At 70.3% G+C, this 20013-nt stretch carries 19 protein-coding genes; 3 read left to right on the forward strand and 16 right to left on the reverse strand.

All coding sequences use genetic code 11. The annotated features are described in order from the left end of the window. Window positions 1-106: 106 nt before the first annotated feature. Genes FNV62_RS05190 through FNV62_RS05210 form a run of 5 tightly spaced genes read right to left on the reverse strand, consistent with a single transcriptional unit; the run spans window position 107 to window position 6333 of the window. The gene (locus FNV62_RS05190; protein ID WP_054235705.1) at window positions 107-520 is read right to left on the reverse strand and encodes a cobalamin B12-binding domain-containing protein; all 414 of its coding nucleotides are present in this window, start codon (window positions 518-520) and stop codon (window positions 107-109) included. Next, complete coding sequence (locus FNV62_RS05195) at window positions 520-2148, reverse strand: methylmalonyl-CoA mutase family protein (protein WP_225900147.1); 1629 nt, start codon at window positions 2146-2148, stop codon at window positions 520-522. The genes FNV62_RS05190 and FNV62_RS05195 overlap by 1 nt, the downstream gene beginning before the upstream one ends. Then, a complete protein-coding gene (locus FNV62_RS05200; protein WP_097282792.1) occupies window positions 2145-3572 on the reverse strand; it encodes a FadD3 family acyl-CoA ligase in 1428 nt (475 codons plus the stop codon). Before FNV62_RS05200 ends, FNV62_RS05195 begins: the two co-directional genes overlap by 4 nt. Continuing rightward, the gene (locus FNV62_RS05205; RefSeq protein ID WP_097282793.1) at window positions 3569-4747 is read right to left on the reverse strand and encodes an amidohydrolase family protein; all 1179 of its coding nucleotides are present in this window, start codon (window positions 4745-4747) and stop codon (window positions 3569-3571) included. Before FNV62_RS05205 ends, FNV62_RS05200 begins: the two co-directional genes overlap by 4 nt. A gap of 35 nt (window positions 4748-4782) precedes the next feature. Continuing rightward, the gene (locus tag FNV62_RS05210; RefSeq protein WP_205523124.1) at window positions 4783-6333 is read right to left on the reverse strand and encodes an AMP-binding protein; all 1551 of its coding nucleotides are present in this window, start codon (window positions 6331-6333) and stop codon (window positions 4783-4785) included. A 64-nt stretch (window positions 6334-6397) separates the two neighbouring features. On the opposite strand from FNV62_RS05210, the gene FNV62_RS05215 reads away from it, so the two are divergent. The 3 genes from FNV62_RS05215 (at window position 6398) to FNV62_RS05225 (ending at window position 8952) form a co-directional block, all read left to right on the forward strand. Further along, window positions 6398-7405, forward strand: a complete 1008-nt coding sequence (locus tag FNV62_RS05215) for a ferredoxin--NADP reductase (protein WP_144314737.1) — start codon at window positions 6398-6400, stop codon at window positions 7403-7405. Between the two features lie 109 nt (window positions 7406-7514). Then, on the forward strand, window positions 7515-8234 hold the full coding sequence (locus FNV62_RS05220) for an enoyl-CoA hydratase/isomerase family protein (RefSeq protein ID WP_143607003.1): 720 nt from the start codon (window positions 7515-7517) through the stop codon (window positions 8232-8234). Beyond that, entirely contained in the window at window positions 8224-8952 is a 729-nt protein-coding gene (locus tag FNV62_RS05225) for an alpha/beta hydrolase fold domain-containing protein (protein ID WP_143607004.1), read from the forward strand. Before FNV62_RS05220 ends, FNV62_RS05225 begins: the two co-directional genes overlap by 11 nt. Here the strand turns inward: FNV62_RS05225 and FNV62_RS05230 are convergent. The 11 genes from FNV62_RS05230 to FNV62_RS05280 all read right to left on the reverse strand — a co-directional run bounded on the left by FNV62_RS05230 (window position 8906) and on the right by FNV62_RS05280 (window position 19958). After that, a complete protein-coding gene (locus tag FNV62_RS05230; protein ID WP_054235700.1) occupies window positions 8906-9472 on the reverse strand; it encodes a TetR/AcrR family transcriptional regulator in 567 nt (188 codons plus the stop codon). The two genes, FNV62_RS05225 and FNV62_RS05230, sit on opposite strands and share 47 nt — an antisense overlap. 112 nt (window positions 9473-9584) lie before the next feature. Beyond that, complete coding sequence (locus FNV62_RS05235) at window positions 9585-10403, reverse strand: NAD(P)-dependent oxidoreductase (protein WP_143600081.1); 819 nt, start codon at window positions 10401-10403, stop codon at window positions 9585-9587. Further along, window positions 10403-10975 carry a DoxX family protein gene (locus tag FNV62_RS05240; RefSeq protein WP_097282797.1) on the reverse strand — a complete coding sequence of 191 codons (573 nt, stop codon included), beginning with the start codon at window positions 10973-10975 and terminating at the stop codon, window positions 10403-10405. Before FNV62_RS05240 ends, FNV62_RS05235 begins: the two co-directional genes overlap by 1 nt. Next, on the reverse strand, window positions 10972-11868 hold the full coding sequence (locus FNV62_RS05245) for an alpha/beta hydrolase (protein WP_054235697.1): 897 nt from the start codon (window positions 11866-11868) through the stop codon (window positions 10972-10974). Before FNV62_RS05245 ends, FNV62_RS05240 begins: the two co-directional genes overlap by 4 nt. After that, window positions 11865-13526, reverse strand: a complete 1662-nt coding sequence (locus FNV62_RS05250; RefSeq protein ID WP_143612344.1) for a thiolase C-terminal domain-containing protein — start codon at window positions 13524-13526, stop codon at window positions 11865-11867. Before FNV62_RS05250 ends, FNV62_RS05245 begins: the two co-directional genes overlap by 4 nt. A 61-nt stretch (window positions 13527-13587) precedes the next feature. Further along, a complete protein-coding gene (locus FNV62_RS05255) occupies window positions 13588-14955 on the reverse strand; it encodes a cytochrome P450 (protein ID WP_097282800.1) in 1368 nt (455 codons plus the stop codon). A 15-nt stretch (window positions 14956-14970) separates the two neighbouring features. Further along, window positions 14971-15162: a ferredoxin gene (locus FNV62_RS05260; protein WP_054235694.1), complete on the reverse strand. Its 192-nt coding sequence runs from the start codon at window positions 15160-15162 to the stop codon at window positions 14971-14973. Window positions 15163-15190: 28 nt separating this feature from the next. Continuing rightward, the gene (locus FNV62_RS05265; protein WP_143600084.1) at window positions 15191-16552 is read right to left on the reverse strand and encodes an ABC transporter substrate-binding protein; all 1362 of its coding nucleotides are present in this window, start codon (window positions 16550-16552) and stop codon (window positions 15191-15193) included. A 36-nt stretch (window positions 16553-16588) separates the two neighbouring features. Further along, window positions 16589-17791: a CaiB/BaiF CoA transferase family protein gene (locus FNV62_RS05270; protein WP_143600085.1), complete on the reverse strand. Its 1203-nt coding sequence runs from the start codon at window positions 17789-17791 to the stop codon at window positions 16589-16591. Next, complete coding sequence (locus FNV62_RS05275) at window positions 17791-19227, reverse strand: aldehyde dehydrogenase family protein (RefSeq protein WP_181360843.1); 1437 nt, start codon at window positions 19225-19227, stop codon at window positions 17791-17793. The genes FNV62_RS05270 and FNV62_RS05275 overlap by 1 nt, the downstream gene beginning before the upstream one ends. Next, a complete protein-coding gene (locus FNV62_RS05280) occupies window positions 19224-19958 on the reverse strand; it encodes an SDR family oxidoreductase (RefSeq protein WP_060897813.1) in 735 nt (244 codons plus the stop codon). The genes FNV62_RS05275 and FNV62_RS05280 overlap by 4 nt, the downstream gene beginning before the upstream one ends. Window positions 19959-20013: the final 55 nt, after the last annotated feature.

Genomic DNA, 20013 nt, shown 5'->3' on the forward strand with positions numbered 1-20013 from the left:
TTTTCGAGGTTTCGGGGTTCCGGGGTTCCCGGGTTCCGTTGTTCCGTTGTTCCGAGGTTCGGGTATTTCGAGTGGCCGGCCTCCCGCGTCGTCCGGCGGCGGCAGGTCAGGGGGTCGCGGGCGAGGCGGGGACGACCGCCGTCAGGGCACGCATCTGCGCCACGATGGCGTCGAGGGGGGTTCCGGTGGGGAAGACCGCCGCCGCACCCGCCGCCTTCATGCGGGGCACGTCGTCCGGCGGGATGGTGCCGCCCACGACGACGGCGATGTCCTCGGCCCCGGCGGCCCGCAGCCCCTCCACGACCCGCGTCGTCAGTGCCAGGTGCGCGCCGGAGAGGATGCTGAGGCCGACCACGGCCACGTCCTCCTGGAGCGCGGTCGCCACGATGGTGTCGACGCGCTGACGGATGCCGGTGAAGACCACCTCGAACCCGGCGTCCCGCAGCGTCCGCGCGACGATCTTGGCCCCCCGGTCGTGGCCGTCCAGACCGGGTTTGGCGATGAGCACACGGGACGACATCAGAACACCACCGGTTGCCGGAACTCGCCCCAGACCGCCTTGAGGGCGGCGACCATCTCGCCGACCGTGCAGTAGGCCTTGGCGCAGTCGATGAGCAGGGGCATGAGGTTGTCGGTGCCCTCGGCGCCGCGGGCGAGGGCGGCGAGGCGGTCCCGTACGGCCGCGGCGTCGCGGGTGGCCTTCACGTCGGCGAGCCGCTTCAACTGCCGGTCGCGGCCTTCTCCGTCGAGCTCGTACGTCTCCAGCCGGGGCGGCGGCTCGGGCGTGGCGAAGCGGTTGACGCCGACGACCGGCCGGGTGCCCGCTTCGACGTCCTGGTGGAGGCGGTAGGCCTCGTCGGCGATGAGGCCCTGGAGGTAGCCGTCCTCGATCGCCCGGACCATTCCCCCGTGGTGTTCCAGGTCCGCCATGATCTCGACGATGCGTTCCTCGGTGGCGTCCGTGAGGGCTTCCACGAAGTACGAGCCGCCGAGTGGGTCCGCGACCCGGGCGACGCCGGTCTCGTGGGCGAGGATCTGCTGGGTGCGCAGGGCGAGCGTCGCCGACTCCTCGCTGGGCAGCGCGAACGGCTCGTCCCAGGCCGCCGTGAACATCGACTGGACGCCGCCCAGCACCGAGGCCATCGCCTCGTACGCCACCCGGACCGTGTTGTTCTGCGCCTGCGGCGCGTACAGGGAGGCCCCGCCGGCCACACAGCCGAAGCGGAACATCGACGCCCTGTCGGTGCTCGCGCCGTACCGCTCGCGGACGATGGTCGCCCAACGTCTGCGGCCCGCACGGTACTTGGCGATCTCCTCGAAGAAGTCGCCGTGGGTGTAGAAGAAGAAGGAGATCTGCGGGGCGAACCGGTCGATCGTCATCCGGCCGCGCGCCAGCACCGTGTCGCAGTAGGTGACGCCGTCGGCGAGCGTGAACGCCATCTCCTGCACGGCGTTGGCGCCGGCGTCGCGGAAGTGCGCGCCGGCCACCGAGATCGCGTTGAACCGCGGCACCTCGGCGGCGCAGAACTCGATGGTGTCGGCGATCAGCCGCAGCGACGGTTCCGGCGGCCAGATCCAGGTGCCCCGGGACGCGTACTCCTTGAGGATGTCGTTCTGGATCGTCCCGGTGAGTTTCGCCCGGGGTACTCCGCCGCGCTCGGCGGCGGCCACGTAGAACGCCAGCAGGATCGCCGCCGTGCCGTTGATGGTGAAGCTGGTGCTGATCCGGTCGAGGGGGATGTCCTCGAAGAGCACCTCGGCGTCGGCGAGCGTGTCGAGGGCGACGCCGACCCGGCCGACCTCCTCGCTCACCTCCGGATCGTCGGAGTCGTAGCCGCACTGGGTGGGCAGGTCGAGCGCCACGGACAGTCCGGTGCCGCCCTGTTCGAGGAGGTAGCGGTAGCGCCGGTTGGACTCCTCGGCGGTGCCGAAGCCGGAGTACTGACGCAGCGTCCACAGCCGCCCCCGGTAGCCGGCGGAGTAGTTGCCGCGGGTGAAGGGGAAGCGCCCCGGTGCGGGCGGCTCGACGGTCCGGTCCCCGGGCCCGTAGACCGCCTTGAGGGGAATCCCGGAGGCCGTGCGGGAGAAGTCGTCCTTCTCAGGCGGCTTCACGGGACTCTTCTCCGGTGGCTTCGCTTCAGACGTCATCGCAATTGGTCCTTCATCACCTTGCCGGTGGCGTTCAGCGGCAGCTCTTCGAGGAACTCCACATACCTGGGCACCTTGAACCCGGCCATCCGCTCCCGGCTCCAGGCGATCAGCTCACCCGCCGCGAGGGCCCCGCGAGGGACCACGAAAGCCTTGCCCACCTGGCCGAGCCGCTCGTCCGGTACGCCGATCACGGCGGCCTGGGCGACGGCCGGATGCTCCATCAGGAAGCCCTCGATCTCGGCCGGGTAGGCGTTGAAGCCGCCCACGACGAACATGTCCTTCTTGCGGCCGACGATCCGCAGCCGACCCCGCTCGTCGAGCGTCCCGAGGTCCCCGGTGTGCAGCCAGCCGTCCGGGTCGATCGCCTCGGCGGTCGCGGCCGGGTCGTCGAGGTAGCCGCGCATGACGCTGTACCCGCGCACCAGGACCTCTCCGTCGTCCGCGATCCGGATCTCGACGCCGTCGCAGGGGGTGCCGACGGTCGTCGCGATGTCCTCGAAGGAGTCGCCGGGGCGCGAGGCCGTGGCCGTACCCGCCTCGGTCAGGCCGTAGCCCGTCATGACGGTGCGGAAGGGCAGGTCGGTGACGATTCTGCGGACGAGGTCGACCGGGATGTCGGCGGCTCCGGTGACGGCGACCCGCAGCGAGGACAGGTCGTGGCCGCCCTGTGCGGCCAGCAGTGAGTGGTAGAGGGTGGGCGGGCCCGGCAGGACCGTCACCTTCTCGCGCTCGACCAGTGCGAGGACCCGGTCCACGTCGAAGACCGGCACCGGGAGGATGGTCGCGCCCCTGATCAGGGACGTGATGCAGCCCGCCTTGTAGCCGAAGATGTGGAAGAACGGGTTGACGATCAGATAGCGGTCGCCCTCCCTGAGGTCCGCCAGGTCGCACCACTCCGCGTACAGCCGGAGTGTCTGGGCGTGTGTCATCAGCACGCCCTTGGGCCGCCCGGTGGTCCCCGAGGTGAACACGATGTCGCACACGTCGTCGCCGCTCACCTCGGCCTCGTAGGGCGAACCGCTCGCGAGGAAGTCCGACTTGATGTCGAACACGGGCACGCCGGACGGCACCTCGAAGTCCAGACCGAGGAAGCCCTTCTCGACGAGGACGACCTTGGCTCCGCTGCGGCGGATGATGTCACCCGCCTCGTCCGCCTTGAACCGGGTGTTGACCGGGACCAGGACACCGCCGGCGGTCAGCAGCCCGAAGGCCGCGATGATCCACTCGGCGGAGTTGGGCGCCCAGATCGCCGCCCGGTCGCCCCTGCCGACGCCCGCCGCCGCGAACGCCCCTGCGGCGGTGCGCACGCGATCGGCCAACTCCCTGAAGGTGAGCCGAAGTTGACCGTCCACGACCGCTTCGGCGTCACCGAAGCGGTCGGCCGCGCCCAGCACCATCCGCGGGATGGTCTCCCCTTTCATACGCCGATCAACCGGGCCAGGTTGCCGCCCATGATCATGGCCTGGTCGGCCTCCTTCATGCCCTGGATCGCGTCGATGTAGGTGACCGGGTCGGCCAGGCCCTCGGGGTGGGGGTAGTCGGAGCCGAACAGCACCCGCTCGACGCCGATGATCCCGGCCAGCTCGGCCATGTCCTCCTCCCAGAACGGGCTGATGTGGATCCGGTTCTTGACCTCTTCGACCGGATCGCCCAGGAAGCCCTGCGGCTGCTTCTTGTAGACGTCGGCCAGCTGGTCGAGGAGCGGCACCAGCCAGGAGGATCCGTTCTCGATGACCGAGACCTTGAGTTCGGGGAACCTGAACAGCGCTCCATGGCAGACCCAGGAGGCCACGGAGTCGGTGACCGGCCGCCATTCGCCCAGCATCCGGAAGGTCTGCGCCTGGAACGGCGTCATCTCCTGGCTCTTGCCCTCCCAGTCGCTGGAGTAGCGGGAGTAGCCGCTGTCGGAGGAGTGCATCGACACCAGCACCCCGGCCTCCTCGACCCGCTTCCAGAAGGGGTCGAACTCCGGCAGCGCGAAGGACCGCGAGCCGCCGAACCCGGGGACCGGGGCGGGCCGGACGAGGATCGACCGCGCGCCGCGCTCCAGACACCACTCCAGCTCGGCGATCGCCTTGTCCAGGATCGGCAGGCTGATCACCGGCGTGGTGAAGATCCGGTCCTTGTAGTTGAACTTCCAGGTGTCGTACAGCCACTCGTTCAGCGAGTGGACGACCGCGTGGATGAGCTCCGGGTCGTCCCGCATCCGCTCCTCGATGAGACTGGCCAGAGTCGGGAAGTTCAGCGCCTGCTGGATCCCCATCTCGTCCATGAGCTCCAGACGCGGCCCGGGCTCACGGAACGCGGGAATCGACTTCATCGGCTCGCCGAACAGCTCGCGGTGCGACTTGCCCTCCGGATTGCCCTCCCGGAAGTACTGCTCCCACGCCCCCGGCCGGGCCACCACCGAGAACGTGGGGTTGGGGATGTAGTCGCTGATCCGACCACGGATCGCGATCTTCGTACGACCCTTCACCTGCACGTACTGGATGGCGCCCTCGTACTGCTTCGGCAGGTACCGGGTGAGCGCATCCTCCGTCTCGTACAGGTGGTTGTCGGCGTCGAACAACGGATACGGCAACACGCGCGACGGCATGAGATCCTCCTTCGCTGATTATGAGAATCCTATTCTCAATTTTCTCGTGCGGCAATGTCTCGACGGAGAACGAACTTCTGCACCTTGCCGCTCGCCGTCCGCGGGAACTCCGGCACGACATGCAGCTCCTCCGGCCACTTCTGCCGGGCCAGGCCCGCCCGTTCGAGGTGGGCGCGCATCTCGTCGAGCGTGGGCGCGGGGTGACCGGGCCTCAGCCGCAGGACCGCAGCCGCGTGTTCGCCGAAGCGGGCGTCGGGGGCCGCCACCACGGCGGCCTCGGCCACGGCCGGCAGGGCGAGCAGCGCCTCCTCGACCTCCAGGGCGCCGATGTTCTCGCCGCCGCGGATGATGATGTCGGCCTTGCGGTCGGTGATGGTGAGGTAGCCGTCCTCGTCGATCACCCCGATGTCACCGGTGCGGTACCAGCCCTCGCCGTCGAAGGCGCGCTCGGTCAGGGCCGGATCGGTGTACCCGAGGCAGAGGTCGGGTCCGCGGCTGAGGATCTCGCCGTCCTCGGCCAGCCGGATCTCCGTGCCGGGCAGGGCGTCGCCGTCCGTGTGGAGCCGCTTGACCTCGGGAGCGGTGTACCGGGAGCCGGTGATCGAGGGGTGTTCCGTGCTGCCGTACGAGCGGAAGACCGTCATGCCGAGTTCCGTGAGGCGGGTGGTGACCGCGACCGGGACCGCCGCCCCGCCGAGACCCGCGTATTTCATGGCGGCCAGGTGCCGGGGGGTGAAGTCGGGGTGGTCGAGCAGGCTCGTCATGAAGTACGCCGCCCCGCCGCCCACGGTGAGCCCGTCGCTCTCCATCAACTCCAGCACCCGCCCGGGGTCCCAGACGTCGGCGAGGTTCACCGCTGAGCCGTCGAGGACGGGGATGAGGAAGGAGTTCACCATCCCGATGAAGTGCCCGACCGGGGCCGCGGTGAGCTGACGGCCCCGATCGGGCGGGTAGAGCCCGGCGAGCTGGCGCGTCTCGAAGCCCAGTGTCTGATGGGAGTGGACGACACCCTTGGGGTCACGGGTGGTCCCGGAGGTGAACGCGATCAGCGCGGGCGCCGCCGGGTCGGTCGCGAGGACACCGGACAGCGGCTCGTCGGCGAGCAGGTCGTCGAAGTCCCGCCCCACGACGCCGACGACGGGCACGGCGGCCGACAGGTCCGGCTGGTGTTCCATCCGGCCGAAGCGCTCGGCCGTGACGAAGACGCGGGGCGCGACGGCGTCGAGGATGTAGCCGACCTCCTTGCGCCCGTAGAAGTGGACGATGGGCACCACGACCGCTCCGAGGAAGGCCGAGGCCCAGAACACCGCGGCGGCTTCCATCCAGTTGGGCAGCTGGAAGGCGATGACGTCACCGGGGCCCACTCCTCGGGCGCGCAGCCCCGCCGCGAGCCTGCGGGCCGTCCGTTCGACGTCGGCGAAGGTCCCTTCCCAGGGCCGCACGGCCGAGTGCACTCGGAACTCGGCATCGGGGGTGGCGTCGAGGCCGTACGCCAGCAGGTCCCCGATCGTCTCCCGAGTCCACCAGCCCTCCGCTTCGTACCGTTCGATCAGCTCGGCGGGCATCGTTCGCATGGCGGTCCGCATGGCGAGAGCTCCCTCCTCGGTGCGAGAATTGCACTCTCGCAGAGGGAGAAGCTAAATTCCATACATGGTACGAGACCACGGCTTCCACCCGGTCCGGATCAAGCGGATCGTCCAGGAGACAGCCGACACGCGCACATACGTGCTCGACGCGCCGTTCGCCTACCGGGCCGGGCAGTTCCTGACGGTCAGGGCCTGCGGCGCCCTGCGCAGCTACTCGATGTCGAGTTCCCCGGAGACCGACGACGAGCTGATGACGACGGTGAAGCGCGTGCCGGGCGGCCTGGTGTCGAACTGGATGCACGAACATCTCGCACCCGGGGACGTCATAGAGACCACGGCGCCCGCCGGGGTGTTCTGCCTGCGGGAGACCGACGAGCCCCTGGTGGCCTATTGCGGGGGCAGTGGCATCACGCCGGTCCTGTCACTCGTCAAGACCGCGCTGGCGAGAACGGACCGGCGCGTGCGCGTCCTGTCGGCCAACCGGGACGCCGACTCGATCATCTTCGGGTCCGCGCTGACCGAACTGGCCGAGCGACATCCGGACCGGTTCGAGATCCGCCACCACCTGGACGACCAGGGCGGTTTCCTCACGGATCTCCAGGTGCGCGAGTTCGCCGGCGTCGATGTGGACGCGGACTTCTATCTCTGCGGCCCCGCGCCCTTCATGGACCTGGCGGAGCGCGCCCTGCTCGTGCACGGCGTCGAGGCCGAGCAGATCTTCGCCGAGCGCTTCACCCCGGCGGCCGGGGAGACTCCCGGCAGCCCCGGGAGCGGGGGCACGGACACTGCGGAGAGGGAGGGCACGGTCAGCATCGTCCTCGCCGGCAAGCGGCGCTCGGTGCCGCGGCACTCCGGCGAGACCCTGCTGGAGAGCGCCCGCCGGGCCGGTCTCATGCCGCCGTTCTCCTGCGAGTCGGGCAACTGCGGTACCTGCATCGCCCAGGTCACCGAGGGCGAGGCCAAGATGCGCGTCAACAACGCGCTCGACGACGACGAGGTCACCGAGGGCTGGGTGCTGACCTGTCAGGGCGAGCCGGTGACCCCGGACATCACCGTCGTCTACGAGGACTGACGTGCGACGCGCGACCAGATGGGGGCCGCGTCGGTCTGGACCGCCACCCTTCGTAAGAATATGATATTCACTCAGCGAGAATCCCACTCTCCCTCATGGAGAAGCCTGCATGGTTGATCTTGAACTGGACCAGGGGCTCGCGGTCATCACCATCGACCGTCCGCACGCCCGCAACGCCATCGCGCCGGCCACCATGGACCAGTTGGACAAGGCCCTCGACACGGCCGCCGACGCCCTGGCCCTGGTCGTCAGGGGCGCGGGCGACCGGGCGTTCGTCTCGGGCGGCGACCTGAAGGAACTGGCCGCGATCCGCACCGAGGACGAGGCGACGGCCATGGCCCTGCGGATGCGCGGGATCTGCGACCGGCTCGCGCACTTCCCCGGACCGGTGATCGCCGCCCTGAACGGCCATGCCCTGGGCGGCGGCGCCGAGTTCGCCATGGCCGCCGACATCCGGGTGGCCGCGGACGACATCAGGATCGGCTTCACCCAGGTGAACCTCGCGATCATGCCGGCGTGGGGCGGCGCCGAGCGGCTCGCGGAACTGATCGGCCGGGGGCGGGCGTTGATGCTCGCCGGCTCCGGAACCGTGCTCGGCGCCGAGGAGGCCCAGCGGCTCGGGGTGATCGACCGGGTGCTGCCGCGGGCCGACTTCGACCAGGGCTGGCGCGCCCTGGCCCGCTCCCTCGCCTCCGTCCCGGCGCGGGAGATCAAGCACGTCATGAGCGGGGCCGTACCGGCCACCGAGGCGGCGCGCGCCTTCGCCCGCCTGTGGGTGGCCGACGAACACTGGCACGCAGCGGAGAAGGTGATGTCCCGTGGCAAGTGAGGTCCAGGTGGAGACGAGCCCCGTCGGTCCGGTCGTACGGCCGCCCGGCGGCCCCGAACTGGTCGTGCTCTATCTGCACGGCGACCGGCACCTCTCGTGCACCCCGGAGGCCGCGCTCGACCTGGCCGGCCGCCTCGCCCTGTGGACGGACGCCGTCGTGGTCTGCGCCCGCTACGGGGGCACCTTCCCGGACGCGCTGGACGACGTGCACGCCGCGTACGACTACTGCGAGTCCAGGGGACCGGTGGCGGTGGCGGGCGAGCGGTTGGGGGCCGGGCTCGCGGCGGCCCTGCTGGTGCGGCTGCGGGACCTCGGAGCCCCGCCGCCCCTGTGCGGGGTGCTGAACTCGGCGCTGCTCGACCTGACCCTGGACTCCCCGAGCCTGTTGCTCAACGCGGCAGCAGATCCGACCTTCGACGTCTCCGAACTGCGGCGCCGCTGCGCGCACTACGCCGCGGGCACCTCGCGGACCGATCCGCTGCTGAGCCCGTTGCACGCGAACCTCCACGGGCTGCCCCCCGTCCAGCTGCTCGCGGCGGGCACCGATCCCCTGCTGGACGACTCCCTGGGGTTCGCCACCCGCGCGGCGCACTCCGGGGTCACGGTGGACCTGCGGATCCGGCCCGACGCGACGAGCCTGCACCCGGAGTCCGTCACCGCCATGGGCGACTTCATACGGGCGTGGACCCCAGCAGCACGGACAGCACATCACGCATGATCTCGGGGTAGTCGTCCTGCTCGCCGTCCAACAGCCACTGCTGCTGCATTCCGTCGAGCATCGCCAGCATGGCCCGGGCCGCGGCCCGCGGGGACAGACCGCTGGGAAGACGCTCGCCGTACCGCTCGGTGAGCTGGGCGATCATCAGCGCCTGCATGGTCTCGTAGTGGTCGTGCAGGTACTGCTGCGCCGGAGCGGCTCCCGTGACCCCTTCGGCCAGCATCACACTGTGAACCTGGGCCAGACAGGGGTAGGTGTGGTCGTAGGCGACCGCAGCGGCGAGCATCCCCGGCCAGTCGTCCTTGTCGTCATGGCCCTCGAGATGCTCGCGGTTGAGCTTCTCCCTGAAGCGCAGGAGCGCCATGAAGAGCTTCTTCTTACTCGGAAAGTAGTGCAGCACACCCTGCCGGGTCAGCCCCGCCCGCTCGGCGACCGCGTCGATCGAGGTCCCCCGGAAGCCCCGCTCCGCGAACACCCGCAGGGCCGCCTCGAGGATCTCCTCGCGCCGGGTCTCTTCCATCCGGTACCCCTCCCGCGACGGACCGTGCCGACGTAACACTACGGTCGCCGTCGCCGTCGGGGGACCCCTCGAACACGCGCCGTTCGGCGCCCGGCGCCCGTACGACCGGGGCTCAGCGCTCGTGTTCGATCAGGGCGAGGGTGGCGTCGGCCGCGTCCAGCACGATGCCCGTCGAGGCCTTGGCCGCGCCGGCCAGATCGGCCACCAGCCGGACGTCCTTGCGCAGCAGCGCTCCGGCCTGGGACGCGATGCGGTCGAGCGTCCCGCCGGCCGCCGCGATCCGGCCCAGCGCGAAGCTCGATCCACTGCCGTGGGCCATCACCTCGGCGAGAGCGGCGGGATCGACGTCGAACTCCCGGCCGAGCGCGAGGGTGCCCGCCGCGGTCGCGAGATTGGCCGTGAACAGCACGTTGTTGAGGAGTTTGGTGAGCTGCCCGGAGCCCAGCGGGCCCATGTGGACCACGGGATCGCCGTACGTCTCGAACACCTTGCGGCAGAACCGGACGGTGCCGGACTCGCCCCCGACCAGCACCAGCAGACGGCCCTCGGCCGCCGCCGGGCCGCCGCCGCTCACCGGCGCGTCGATGAGCGTGACGCCATGGGCGCGGGCCCGGTCGGCGAGACGGTGGCAGGTGTCGGGGTGGACGGTGCTGTGCACGGCGATCACCCCTCCCCGCCGAAGCCCCGCCAGCACCCCGCGATCCCCCGCGACGACCTCCTCGACGTCCGCGTCGTCGACGACACACACGCACACGAGGTCGCTGCCGGCGGCCAGTTCGGCCGGGGACACGGCGCGCTTCGCGGGCGTGTCGTCGAAGGGGGCGAGCGAGGCGGGTCGGCGTGCCCACAGGGTCGTCTCGAAGCCCGCGTCGACGATCCGGCGTGCCATGGGGGCGCCCTGACTGCCCAGGCCTATGAATCCGACGCGCATCAACGGGTCTCCTGCTCGGCCGGTTGACCGGGCGCGGCGGGGGCTTCCGCCGTGTCGGTCGGCTGCGGTTCGGCCGACTTCGTTGCCGGGCGCCAGAACACGCCGAGCAGACCGGCCGTCGCCGCCACGGCCACCCCGAGGGCGATGCCGCCGCCGGCCCAGCCGGTCACCTCGATGTCCCCGGCATGGTCCACGGAGAGCCGGCCGGGGCCCAGTACCGCCAGGGCCAGCGAGACCACCGCGAGGACGAGGACGTACTCGTAGCCCTCCTTGAAGACGAAGAACCCGTTGGGCCGGTGCGCGAGGACCCCCGCGACCAGCATCACGGAGATGACCGCCGCGCAGGCCAGCGGGGTGAGCAGCCCGGCGATCAGCAGGACGCCCGCGCCGATCTCGGTGACCACGCTCATCCACGCCTGAAGCGTGCCGCCGCGCAGGCCGAGGCCGGTGAACCAGCGGGCGGTGCCCTCGATCCGGCCGCCGCCCCGCCAGTGATTGAGTCCGTGCGCGATCATCACGATCCCCAGGACCACCCGTACCAGCAGCAGCGCTGCCACGTCCGCGTCGCTCAACTCGCCCTCCCGGGCCGCTCTTGTGCCGCGCTCGCGCGAGCCAGCACACACTCCTCGACGAAGGACAGGATCTTGAGGTGGTACGCCATCGCCGTCAGCCCGATGCTCAAGTTGTGGCCGCCGTCCGCCTGTTCGTCGACCACGACGCGCGGCGAGGCGGTGAACAGGGACGCGATGTCGGCCAGCGCCGCGGGCCCGGACCGCCACACCCGCTCGTGCTCGCCGAGGCTGTAGTGCACGGGGACGCGCACCAGTGGGGCGAGTTCGGGAAGGACCAGCGGCCAACTCCTGGCCACGACCCCCTCGTAGGAGGGCGAGGGCGAGGCGAACCGGGCGCCGCCGACGACATCGTCCTCGTAGAGGTGCGAGGGATTCCACAGCAGGTCCCGGACGCTGCCGGCCGCCGGCCTCGGCCACGACTCGTTGTGCCGTACGCCCAGGATGTCCACCGCGTCGTCGTGGTGGTGGCGCCCGATGCCGGCGATCTCCACGCCCAGCAGGTCGCTCCCCCGTTCGTCGGCCGCCATGCGCAGCGCCAGCTCGCAGCCGATCGAGTGCGCCAGCACGAAGACGCCCGCTCCGCGCGGACGCGAGGCGAGCAGCCGGTCCACCGCCGCGTAGGCGAGGTCGACCCGCCGCTCCACCGGGGCCAGCTCCCCACCGTGCGGGGCGGAGCTGCCGTATCCCGGCCGGTCGAGCGCGAGGACGGTGAACCCGAGCGCCGAACCGGTGCGCAGCAGCGACAGGTGCGGCCTGCCCGGGTAGTCGAAGTACCCCGAGTGCGCCGCCCCGCCGTGCAGCGCCAGGACGACGGCCCGGGGCCGGCGCGCCTCCTGGAGCAGCGCCGATACGGGGATGCCGTCGACGTCGACGACACGGGAGACGCCGGTCATGTGTCCGCCCGCAGCAGGATGACCCCGCTCGGGGTGAGGCCGCCGGTGCTCGTCACGGCGACCCGGGCGCCGTCCACCTGGCGCGCTCCGGCCTCGCCGCGCACCTGTGTGACGGCCTCGTGGACGAGCCCCAGGCCGTGGGTGCGGCCGTGCGAGAGCTGGCCGCCGTGGGTGTTCAGCGGGAGCAGTCCGTCCCTGGCGATGTTCTTGCCTCCGTCGAGGAAGTCCTTGGCCTCACCGATGCCGCAGAAGCCGAGCCCCTCGATCCAGGAGAGGCAGTTGAAGGTGAAGCCGTCGTAGAGCTGGGCCACGTCGACGTCCGAGGGACGCAGTGACGTGCGCGTCCACAGGTGGGCGGCCTGGCCGAGCACCTGTGGTTCGTGGGTGAGGGAGCTCTGTTCCCATTCGAGCCGCTCCATGATCTGGGTGCCGACGGCCTCCACCAGGACGGGAGACTTGGCGAGGTCCCGCGCGGCGTCCACGGCCGACACGATGACGGCCACCGATCCGTCGCAGGGCACGTCGCAGTCGTACAGCCCGAAGGGGGTGGTGACCGTCCTGGCCGACAAGTAGTCGTCCATGGTCATCGGATCCCGGTAGATCGCGGTCGGGTTGAGCGCGGCGTTCGCACGCTGGTTGAGCGCGATCCAGCCCAGCGTCTCGCGCGAGGTTCCGTAACGGTGGAAGTGCCGCTGGGCGTTCTGGGCCAGGGTGTGGGCCGCCGAGATCGCCCCGAAGGGCTTCTGCCAGCCCGTGACCCTGCGACCGGCTTCCTGGGTGATCCGGCCGCGCCGGATCAGCTCGCCGTAGGAGGCCTCCCAGACCGTACGGAAGCACAGCACATGCCGGGCGAGTCCCCCCGCGACGGCCAGCATCGCGGCGATGAGTGAGCCGCCGGGACCGAAGGTCTCGGCGCCGCCGTTGTACCAGGTCGGCCTGATGCCGAGGGCGTCCTCCAGCGCGGTGATGCCACCCTCGGCGAAGCCGCCGTAGGCGCCCGCGCCCGGGTAGGTGGCCAGGCCGTCGATGTCGTCGAGGGTCAGGCCCGCGTCCGCGACCGCGCGTTCGCAGGCCCGCACGGTCAGCGACAGCGGCGGGACCATCAGCCGGCGCCCGATCTCCGACATCCCGATGCCGCTGATCGCGACCTTGTCCTCGAACTTCTCGGGCGTGGCCATGGGGCGTACGTGGCGCCGCATGTGCTCGGGTTCCACCTCGTCCGAGGGCAGCGGAGCCGGGGGCCCGTGCTCGGCCGCGGGGCGGAAGAGCGGCAGCCACACGTCCTCGACCTGTTCGAAGACGACCTCCAGCCGCATGCCCAGTTCGAGCTCGTCGGGGTCGCATTCCACGAGGTTGGTGGTGAGCCGGACCCGGGTGTCCTCCTCGACGGCGACCTGCGCCACCACGTAGGGCGCGGGCATGCCGGGCGCGCTGAACCGGTGGTTGACGGTGAAGCCGATCAGCGTCGCGTACCCGGAGACGGCCCGCACCCCGGTCTCGTGCCCCCGGCAGTAGCGGCAGACGGGCCGGGGTGGATGCAGCAGTGCCGAGCAGGACTCACACTCCGTCAGGCGCAACCGTCCGTCCGCGCCGGAGGTCCAGAAGAACTCGTTCTCCTCTGTGATCACCGGCAGCGGACGTCCCGTGGGTCCGGCCACATCGTCTCCTCACCGTGCCACCGCTCGGGTGGCACACGTACTCCTGACGGGCCGCCGAAGATCAGCGGTCGATCCTCGCCTGCCCCTTGCGTACCGTGACCGGCTCGGCGAGCCTTTGTTCGTCGACGACCCTCTGGAGGGTCTCCAGGGTCTCGTCGAGCCCGGCACCGGTCCGGGGGCCCGGCGTGAAGGTCGCCGGGAGGTGGCGCATGCCCTGGATGACGCCGATGGTCTCGTAGTGCTCGGCGCCCTCGGGGTCGCAGCGGAAGTCGGGCATCCGGTCGAGGACCTGGGTGACCATCCGCTTGAACACCGTGCGTGCCACGTTGGAGCCGATGCAGCGGTGGATGCCGAGGCCGAAGCTGCTGTGCCGGTTGCCCTTGCGTTCCATGTCGATGGAGTCGGGCTCCGGGAACACCTGTGGGTCCCGGTTCGCCATCGCCCAGGACAGCCAGAGCCGTTCGCCCTCCTTGAACCGGGTGCCGGCGATCTCGCAGTCCGCGGAGAAGGTCCGTCCGTCCCCGGGCGCGGGGGCGTAGAAGCGCAGGAACTCCTCGGTCGCGGAGTCCAGCAGTGCCCTGCGGTCCCGGCTTAGGCGGTCCCGTTCGGCCGGGTGCTCCGAGAGCCACTCCAGTGCGTGCGCGGTGAGCGCCGTGGTGGTGTCGAAGCCGCCGCCGATCAACAGGGCGAGCACGCCGAGGAGTTCGTCGTCGGGCGGGGTCTGGCCGTTGATCTCCGCGCGGACCAGGGCGTCCACCAGACCCGGCCGCGGTGTCTGTCGGATCTCCGCGATGGTCAGGGCCAGGTCCGTGCCCATCGCCTTCTGCAGTTCGACGACGCGGGCCTGGTCGGGCGAGTTCGGCGGTGTGTAGACCGAGGCGTGCGCCGCCTCGTTGTAGATGGTCCACTTCCTGACCGGAATGCCCATCATGGCGAGCGTGAGCACGGCCGGCACGACGTTCGCGAGGTCGTCGACGAAGTCGATCCGCCCCGACTCGATGTTCTCGTCGATGCAGGCGCGCGCCACCTCGTCGATCAAGGGAATCCAGCGGCTGATGGCGGCGGGCGACAGATAGGGGTTGAGCGTCTGGCGGTAGTAGCGCTGCTCGGGCGGATCCATCTCCAGGAACCCGCCCCTGACGGCCTTCGCCCGGGGCGGCGGCGGGATGGTGATGCCCTGGTACCCGCGCCGCTCGCCCTTGACGTCATGGTCGTTGGAGAGGAACTCGGCGGACCGGGCCAGCTCGAAGACCTCGCGGTTGCCACTGGCGACCCAGTGACCGCCGTAGGTCTCCGACCAGGCGATGGGGCACTTGGACTGCAACTCCTGGGTGACCGCTTGGAATTCGTGGCGGTACTCGGGAGTGTGCCGGTCGAAGTGCACCGGGTTCCTCTTGGGGTCGTCGTTGACGGTGTCGTCCGTGGTCATCGGAGTGTTCTCCCCTCAGGAGATGAAGATCGCTCGCTCGGGGCAGGACCTGACGGCCTCGACGGCCTCGTCCTGCTGGTCGTCCGAGACCTCTTCCTTGATCACCGATGAGTGACCGTCGATCTCGCTGAGCTCGAAGATGTCCGGAGCACGCATGGCGCAGAGCGTGTGACCCTGGCAGCGCTCCGGGTCTACCCGTACCTTCACGTCGTTTCCTTCCTACCGCGGGGCATGGCTACTTGAGGTCGGCCAACGACTTGCCGACATCGGCCAGGGTCATGGGCTTGGGATAGGTGCCCTTGAACTTGTAGGGGGTCCCGTTGCAGCGATAGGCGCCGGTGTCGGGCTTGAAGTCGGCGGCCACCCAGCCCTTGGCGGTCGCCTTGACCGGGTCGAAGCACTTGGGAGGCACGGTGGAGGACGACAGGTCCATCGGGGCCTGCAGGCCACCGCCCGTCCAGGCGGTCTGCTTGCGCGCGTTGTCGTACACACAGGTGCGGGTGAGCTCGGCGCAGTCGCCTGCGGCCGTGGCGAACAGCAGCCAGCTGGAGAAGGCCTTCAGCGCCGGCAGGGTGACCTGGGCGTTGGGGGCGTACTTCTTGTAGAGCTCCTCGACCCTCTTGGTCGCCGGGTTGGCGGAGGCGTCCTCCAGCGGCGAGAAGCCGCCGAGGTCGGCGAAGTTGGCCTGTTTCGCCAGCGCGGTGCCGGCCAGCTGGATGAAGGCGGGGCCGTAGGCGTTGCTGTTGGCGTCGATCCAGTCGGGTGCGTAGCCGATGTTGGTGAGGACCTGCTCCAGCTTGGCCAGACTGGCGAAGTCGCCGAGGAAGACCAGCCCCTTGACCTTCTTGTTCTTGATGGACTGCGCGTACGGTGTCCAGTCGGAGACACCCTGGGCCGGATACAGGTCCGAGTAGGTGATCTTGCCGCCCGCCGCGGTCAGCGTCTCCTTGTCCTGCGCGGTGATGGGCTTGACGACCGGGGAGTCACCCGCGATGATCCCGACGCTGCTCGCCGAGGCCGGGTACGCCTCCTTGAGCAGCCAGGAGAAGTAGCCCCCGTAGGGCGAGTAACCGGTGGCGGCGCCCTGGACGGTCACCTGGAGGTCCGCTCCGATGGCCTGGCTGGTCTGACCGGGGAAGTCGGGGAGCAGGCAGTTCAGCCTGTCCTTGACGCCCATGCCGTCGAGCGCGGCGCCGCCGCCGACGAGCGCGAAGTCCGAGCGACAGGCCTCGATCATCCGCTGGCGGACCTCGACGAGCTTGGAGTCGTGGGTGACGGGGACGAGTTTGCGTCCGTTGATGCCGCCCGCGTCGTTGCACCAGGAGGTGAACACCTTGGCCGCGTCGACGAACTCCGGGTTCTTGGTGAAGCCGACGTCGCTGAAGACGCCGACCTTGATCTCGGAGTTGGTGACTCCCTGGGAGGTGGAGGCCTTGGCGGTGCCGGAGTGGCAGACGTTCTTGAGCGTGCCGAAGTCGGCCGCCGCGGCGGAGTCGGACGCCGAAGCGGAGGGATTGTCGCCGCTCGGCGACGTGGTGGAGCGGGCGGAACACCCGGCCAGGGCCAGGACGGCCACAGCGATGAGCAAGCGTCTCATCGGTTCTCCTAGGATTCGTTCCCCGACAAAGGGTGGTCAGGTGACCGCGCCCGCTTCTTTCAGCTCGATGATGCGGGGCCAGTCCAGTCCCAGTTCCAGGAGGATTTCCTCGGTCTGGGCGGCGAACTCGGGCGCCGGCCCGAGTGAGGGAGCGGTGGTGTCGAACTGCACGGGGCTGGCGGCCAGATCGATCTCGCCGACCCGGAGCAGGTACTCGTTCGCCCGGATCTGCACGTCGGCGCCCACCCGGAGGGTGTCCTGCACCGGTGCCCACGGCCCGGCGAGGGTGGCGAAGCGTTCGGTCCACTCGGCGAGGGTGCGGCCGGCCAGCGCCGCCCTCAGGATCTTGACGGCCTCTTCGGTGTGGGCGGCGAGCAGCTCCGCCGTGGCGAACCGGGGATCGTCGGCCAACTCCGGGTGGTCGATGTGGTGGCACACGTCGGCCCAGAACTTGCCGGGCTGCAGCATGACGAAGGCCAGATAGCGGCCATCCGCCGTGACGTAGACGCCGGACAGCGGGTTGTTCGGTGAGCCGTGGGCACCGGGCATCGGCGCCACCCAGGGCTTGTCGAGGTGCAGCGAGACCGCGGTGGCGTGGCCGTTGGCCCATACGCCGCTGCCGAGCAGGGAGACGTCCACGACCGACGGTTCGCCGGTGCGCTCGCGCTGGAGCAGTGCCGCCGCGATCCCTCCGGCGAGGTTCGTGCCGGAGATCGTGTCCCCGTAGGCGGGCATGGGATTGATCATCCCCTCGACACCGGGCGGGGTGATGCTGGCGGCGCTGCCGCCCCGGGCCCAGAAGGCGGTCATGTCGTACCCGCCCTTCTCGGATTCCGGTCCGCGCGGCCCGAGCGCGCTGCCCCGGGCGTAGATGATCCGGGGGTTGACCGCGCGGATGTCGTCCACGTCGATGCCGAACCGCCGCCGGTGTCCGGGCAGGAAGCTGGTCAGGAACACGTCGGAGCGGCGGGCCAGGTCGTAGAGCACTTCCTTGCCCTCGGGCCGCGTCATGTCGAGGCCCAGGCTGCGCTTGCCCCGGTTGGCGTGCTCGACGTTGGGGTTGGGGTCGCCCTCGACGCGCAGGGTGCCGGTCTGCCGCAGACCGCGCTGCGGATCGCCCGTGACGGCGTGCTCGACCTTGATGACGTCCGCGCCCCAGTCGGCGAGCACGGCTCCCGCCGAGGGCACGAACCCGTACATGGCGACTTCGAGGACGCGGATGCCTTCGAGCGGGCGCATTACGGGACCACCACCGCGAACGACTTGGTCTCCAGGAACTCCTCCAGCCCGGCGACCCCGCTCTCCCGGCCGACGCCCGACTGCTTGTATCCGCCGAAGGGGACTTCCTGGGAGAAGTAGTTGCCGCCGTTGATGCTGAAGGTGCCGGTACGGATCCGGCGCGCCACGGCGATGGCCCGCTGGTCGTCGGCGCTGTGCACCGCGCCCGACAGGCCGAAGATCGAGTCGTTGGCGATGCGTACGGCGTCGTCCTCGCCGTCGTACGGGATGACCGCGAGCACCGGCCCGAAGACCTCGTCCTGGGCGATCTCGCTGCTCGGGTCGACGTTGCTGAGCAGGGTGGGCGTGTAGAAGAAGCCGGGGTCGACGCGCTTGCCGCCGGTGACCAGGGTGGCGCCGGCCGCGACGGCCCGCTGGACCATGCCGTCGACCTTGTCGCGCTGGCGTTCGCTGATGAGCGGTCCCATGAAGGTCTTGGGGTCGGTCGGATCGCCGTACGACACGCGTTCGAGGCCGGCCGCGACCATGGCGACGATCTCGTCGTGGTGCTCCCTCGGCACGAGCAGCCGGGAGGTGAGCGCGCAGCCCTGGCCCGAGTGGGAGCAGATGGTGAAGGCCGCGAACATGGAGGCGGCGCGGAAGTCGGCGTCGTCGAGCACGATCATGGCGGACTTGCCGCCGAGTTCCAGGAAGACCTTCTTCACGGTGACGCTCGCGGCCTCCATGATCCGGCGGCCGGTCGCGGTGGAGCCGGTGAAGGTGATCATGTCGACGTCGGGGTGCTTGGTGAGCACCTCGCCGGCCTCGACCCCGGAGGAGACGATGACGTTGACCACGCCGGGCGGGATGTCCGTGTGCTCGGCGATCAGTTCGCCCAGGTACAGCGTGGTCAGCGGGGTGTCCGGGGCGCCCTTGAGGACGACCGTGCAGCCGGCGGCGAGCGCGGGGACCAGCTTGGCGAGCGCCAGTTGGTTCGGGTAGTTGTACGGGATGATCGCGGCGACGACCCCGGCCGCCTCCTTCTCCACCCAGCGGCGGTGGCGCTGCCCGCGGATCTCGGTCTCGCCGAGCTCCTCGGTCAGGGGGTACTTCTCCAGCAGGTCGGTGTAGTACGGGACCAGTTTGATCGGCTCGTCCAGCTGGGGGCCGTGGGTGAGCATGCGGGGCGCGCCGACCTCGGCGATCGTCAGGTCGCGCAGCTCTTCCTGATGGTCGGTCAGCGCCTGGTGCAACTGGCGGAGACAGCGCAGGCGCTGGGCGGTGTCGGTCGCCCAGCTCGTGGTGTCGAAGGCGCGGCGGGCCGCCACGACGGCGGCTTCGGCGTCGGCGGCCGTGGCGTCGGGGGCCTGGTCGAGCACCTCGCCGGTCGCGGGGTTGAGCGAGGGGAAGGTCTTCTCGGTCTCGACGAGCCGGCCGTCGATGAGCAGGCGCTTCACAGCCGGACCACCTGTCCGCCGTCGACGCTGACGACCTGACCGGTCAGCCAGCGCGCCTCGTCGGAGAGCAGGAACAGGACGGCGGGCGCCAGGTCTTCGGGGGTGCCCATCCGTTTGATGGCCAGGGTGTTCGTCATCTGCTCCAGGAACTGATCGGGCACGACGCTCCGGGTGGCGTCGGTGTCCGTGGGCCCCGGCGCGATCCCGTTGACCCGGATGTTCTTGCCGCCGAGTTCGGCGGCGAGCGAGGCGGTCAGGCTGTTGATCCCGGCCTTGGCCAGTCCGTAGTAACCCCCGCCGAGCCAGGCGGCGGTGGACGACTGGTTGACGATGGCGCCGCCCTCGGGCATGTGCGGGACGACGGCGCGGGTGCAGTGCAGCGCGCCCATCAGGTTCACCTGGAGGAAGCGGTTGAGGTAGTCGAGGGGGACCGTGGTGAGGCCGTCGCGCCTCATGCTGTGGAAGATGGCAGCGTTGTTGACCAGGTAATCGATGCGTCCGAACTCCGCCATCACGGCGGCCGCCATCGCCTCCGCCGACGCCGGGTCGGCCACGTCCACCTTGACGAACAGAGCCGCGTCGCCGATCTCCTTGGCGACCCGCTCGCCCTGTTCCTCGTTGAGTTCGGCGACCACCACGCGTGCGCCCTCGGCCGCCAGTGCCCGGGCATAGCCCTCGCCGATGCCCTGGCCTGCGCCGGTGACGATCGCAACCTTGTCCTGGAACCGCATCCTGCCTCCTTGCTCGGATGTGGTGGAAACTACATTCTCAGCTTACGCAAATCAA

The organism is Streptomyces sp. RLB3-17, from assembly GCF_007113425.2.
GTDB classification, from domain to species: Bacteria; Actinomycetota; Actinomycetes; order Streptomycetales; family Streptomycetaceae; genus Streptomyces; species Streptomyces mirabilis_D.

Excerpts from the sequence above, each read along its gene's own strand:
- FNV62_RS05190 (WP_054235705.1), bottom strand. The coding sequence starts at position 520 with ATGTCGTCCCGTGTGCTCATCGCCAAACCCGGTCTGGACGGCCACGAC.
- FNV62_RS05195 (WP_225900147.1), bottom strand. The coding sequence starts at position 2,148 with ATGACGTCTGAAGCGAAGCCACCGGAGAAGAGTCCCGTGAAGCCGCCT.
- FNV62_RS05200 (WP_097282792.1), bottom strand. The coding sequence starts at position 3,572 with ATGAAAGGGGAGACCATCCCGCGGATGGTGCTGGGCGCGGCCGACCGC.
- FNV62_RS05205 (WP_097282793.1), bottom strand. The coding sequence starts at position 4,747 with ATGCCGTCGCGCGTGTTGCCGTATCCGTTGTTCGACGCCGACAACCAC.
- FNV62_RS05210 (WP_205523124.1), bottom strand. The coding sequence starts at position 6,333 with ATGCGGACCGCCATGCGAACGATGCCCGCCGAGCTGATCGAACGGTAC.
- FNV62_RS05215 (WP_144314737.1), top strand. The coding sequence starts at position 6,398 with ATGGTACGAGACCACGGCTTCCACCCGGTCCGGATCAAGCGGATCGTC.
- FNV62_RS05220 (WP_143607003.1), top strand. The coding sequence starts at position 7,515 with ATGGTTGATCTTGAACTGGACCAGGGGCTCGCGGTCATCACCATCGAC.
- FNV62_RS05230 (WP_054235700.1), bottom strand. The coding sequence starts at position 9,472 with ATGGAAGAGACCCGGCGCGAGGAGATCCTCGAGGCGGCCCTGCGGGTG.
- FNV62_RS05235 (WP_143600081.1), bottom strand. The coding sequence starts at position 10,403 with ATGCGCGTCGGATTCATAGGCCTGGGCAGTCAGGGCGCCCCCATGGCA.
- FNV62_RS05245 (WP_054235697.1), bottom strand. The coding sequence starts at position 11,868 with ATGACCGGCGTCTCCCGTGTCGTCGACGTCGACGGCATCCCCGTATCG.
- FNV62_RS05255 (WP_097282800.1), bottom strand. The coding sequence starts at position 14,955 with ATGACCACGGACGACACCGTCAACGACGACCCCAAGAGGAACCCGGTG.
- FNV62_RS05265 (WP_143600084.1), bottom strand. The coding sequence starts at position 16,552 with ATGAGACGCTTGCTCATCGCTGTGGCCGTCCTGGCCCTGGCCGGGTGT.
- FNV62_RS05270 (WP_143600085.1), bottom strand. The coding sequence starts at position 17,791 with ATGCGCCCGCTCGAAGGCATCCGCGTCCTCGAAGTCGCCATGTACGGG.
- FNV62_RS05280 (WP_060897813.1), bottom strand. The coding sequence starts at position 19,958 with ATGCGGTTCCAGGACAAGGTTGCGATCGTCACCGGCGCAGGCCAGGGC.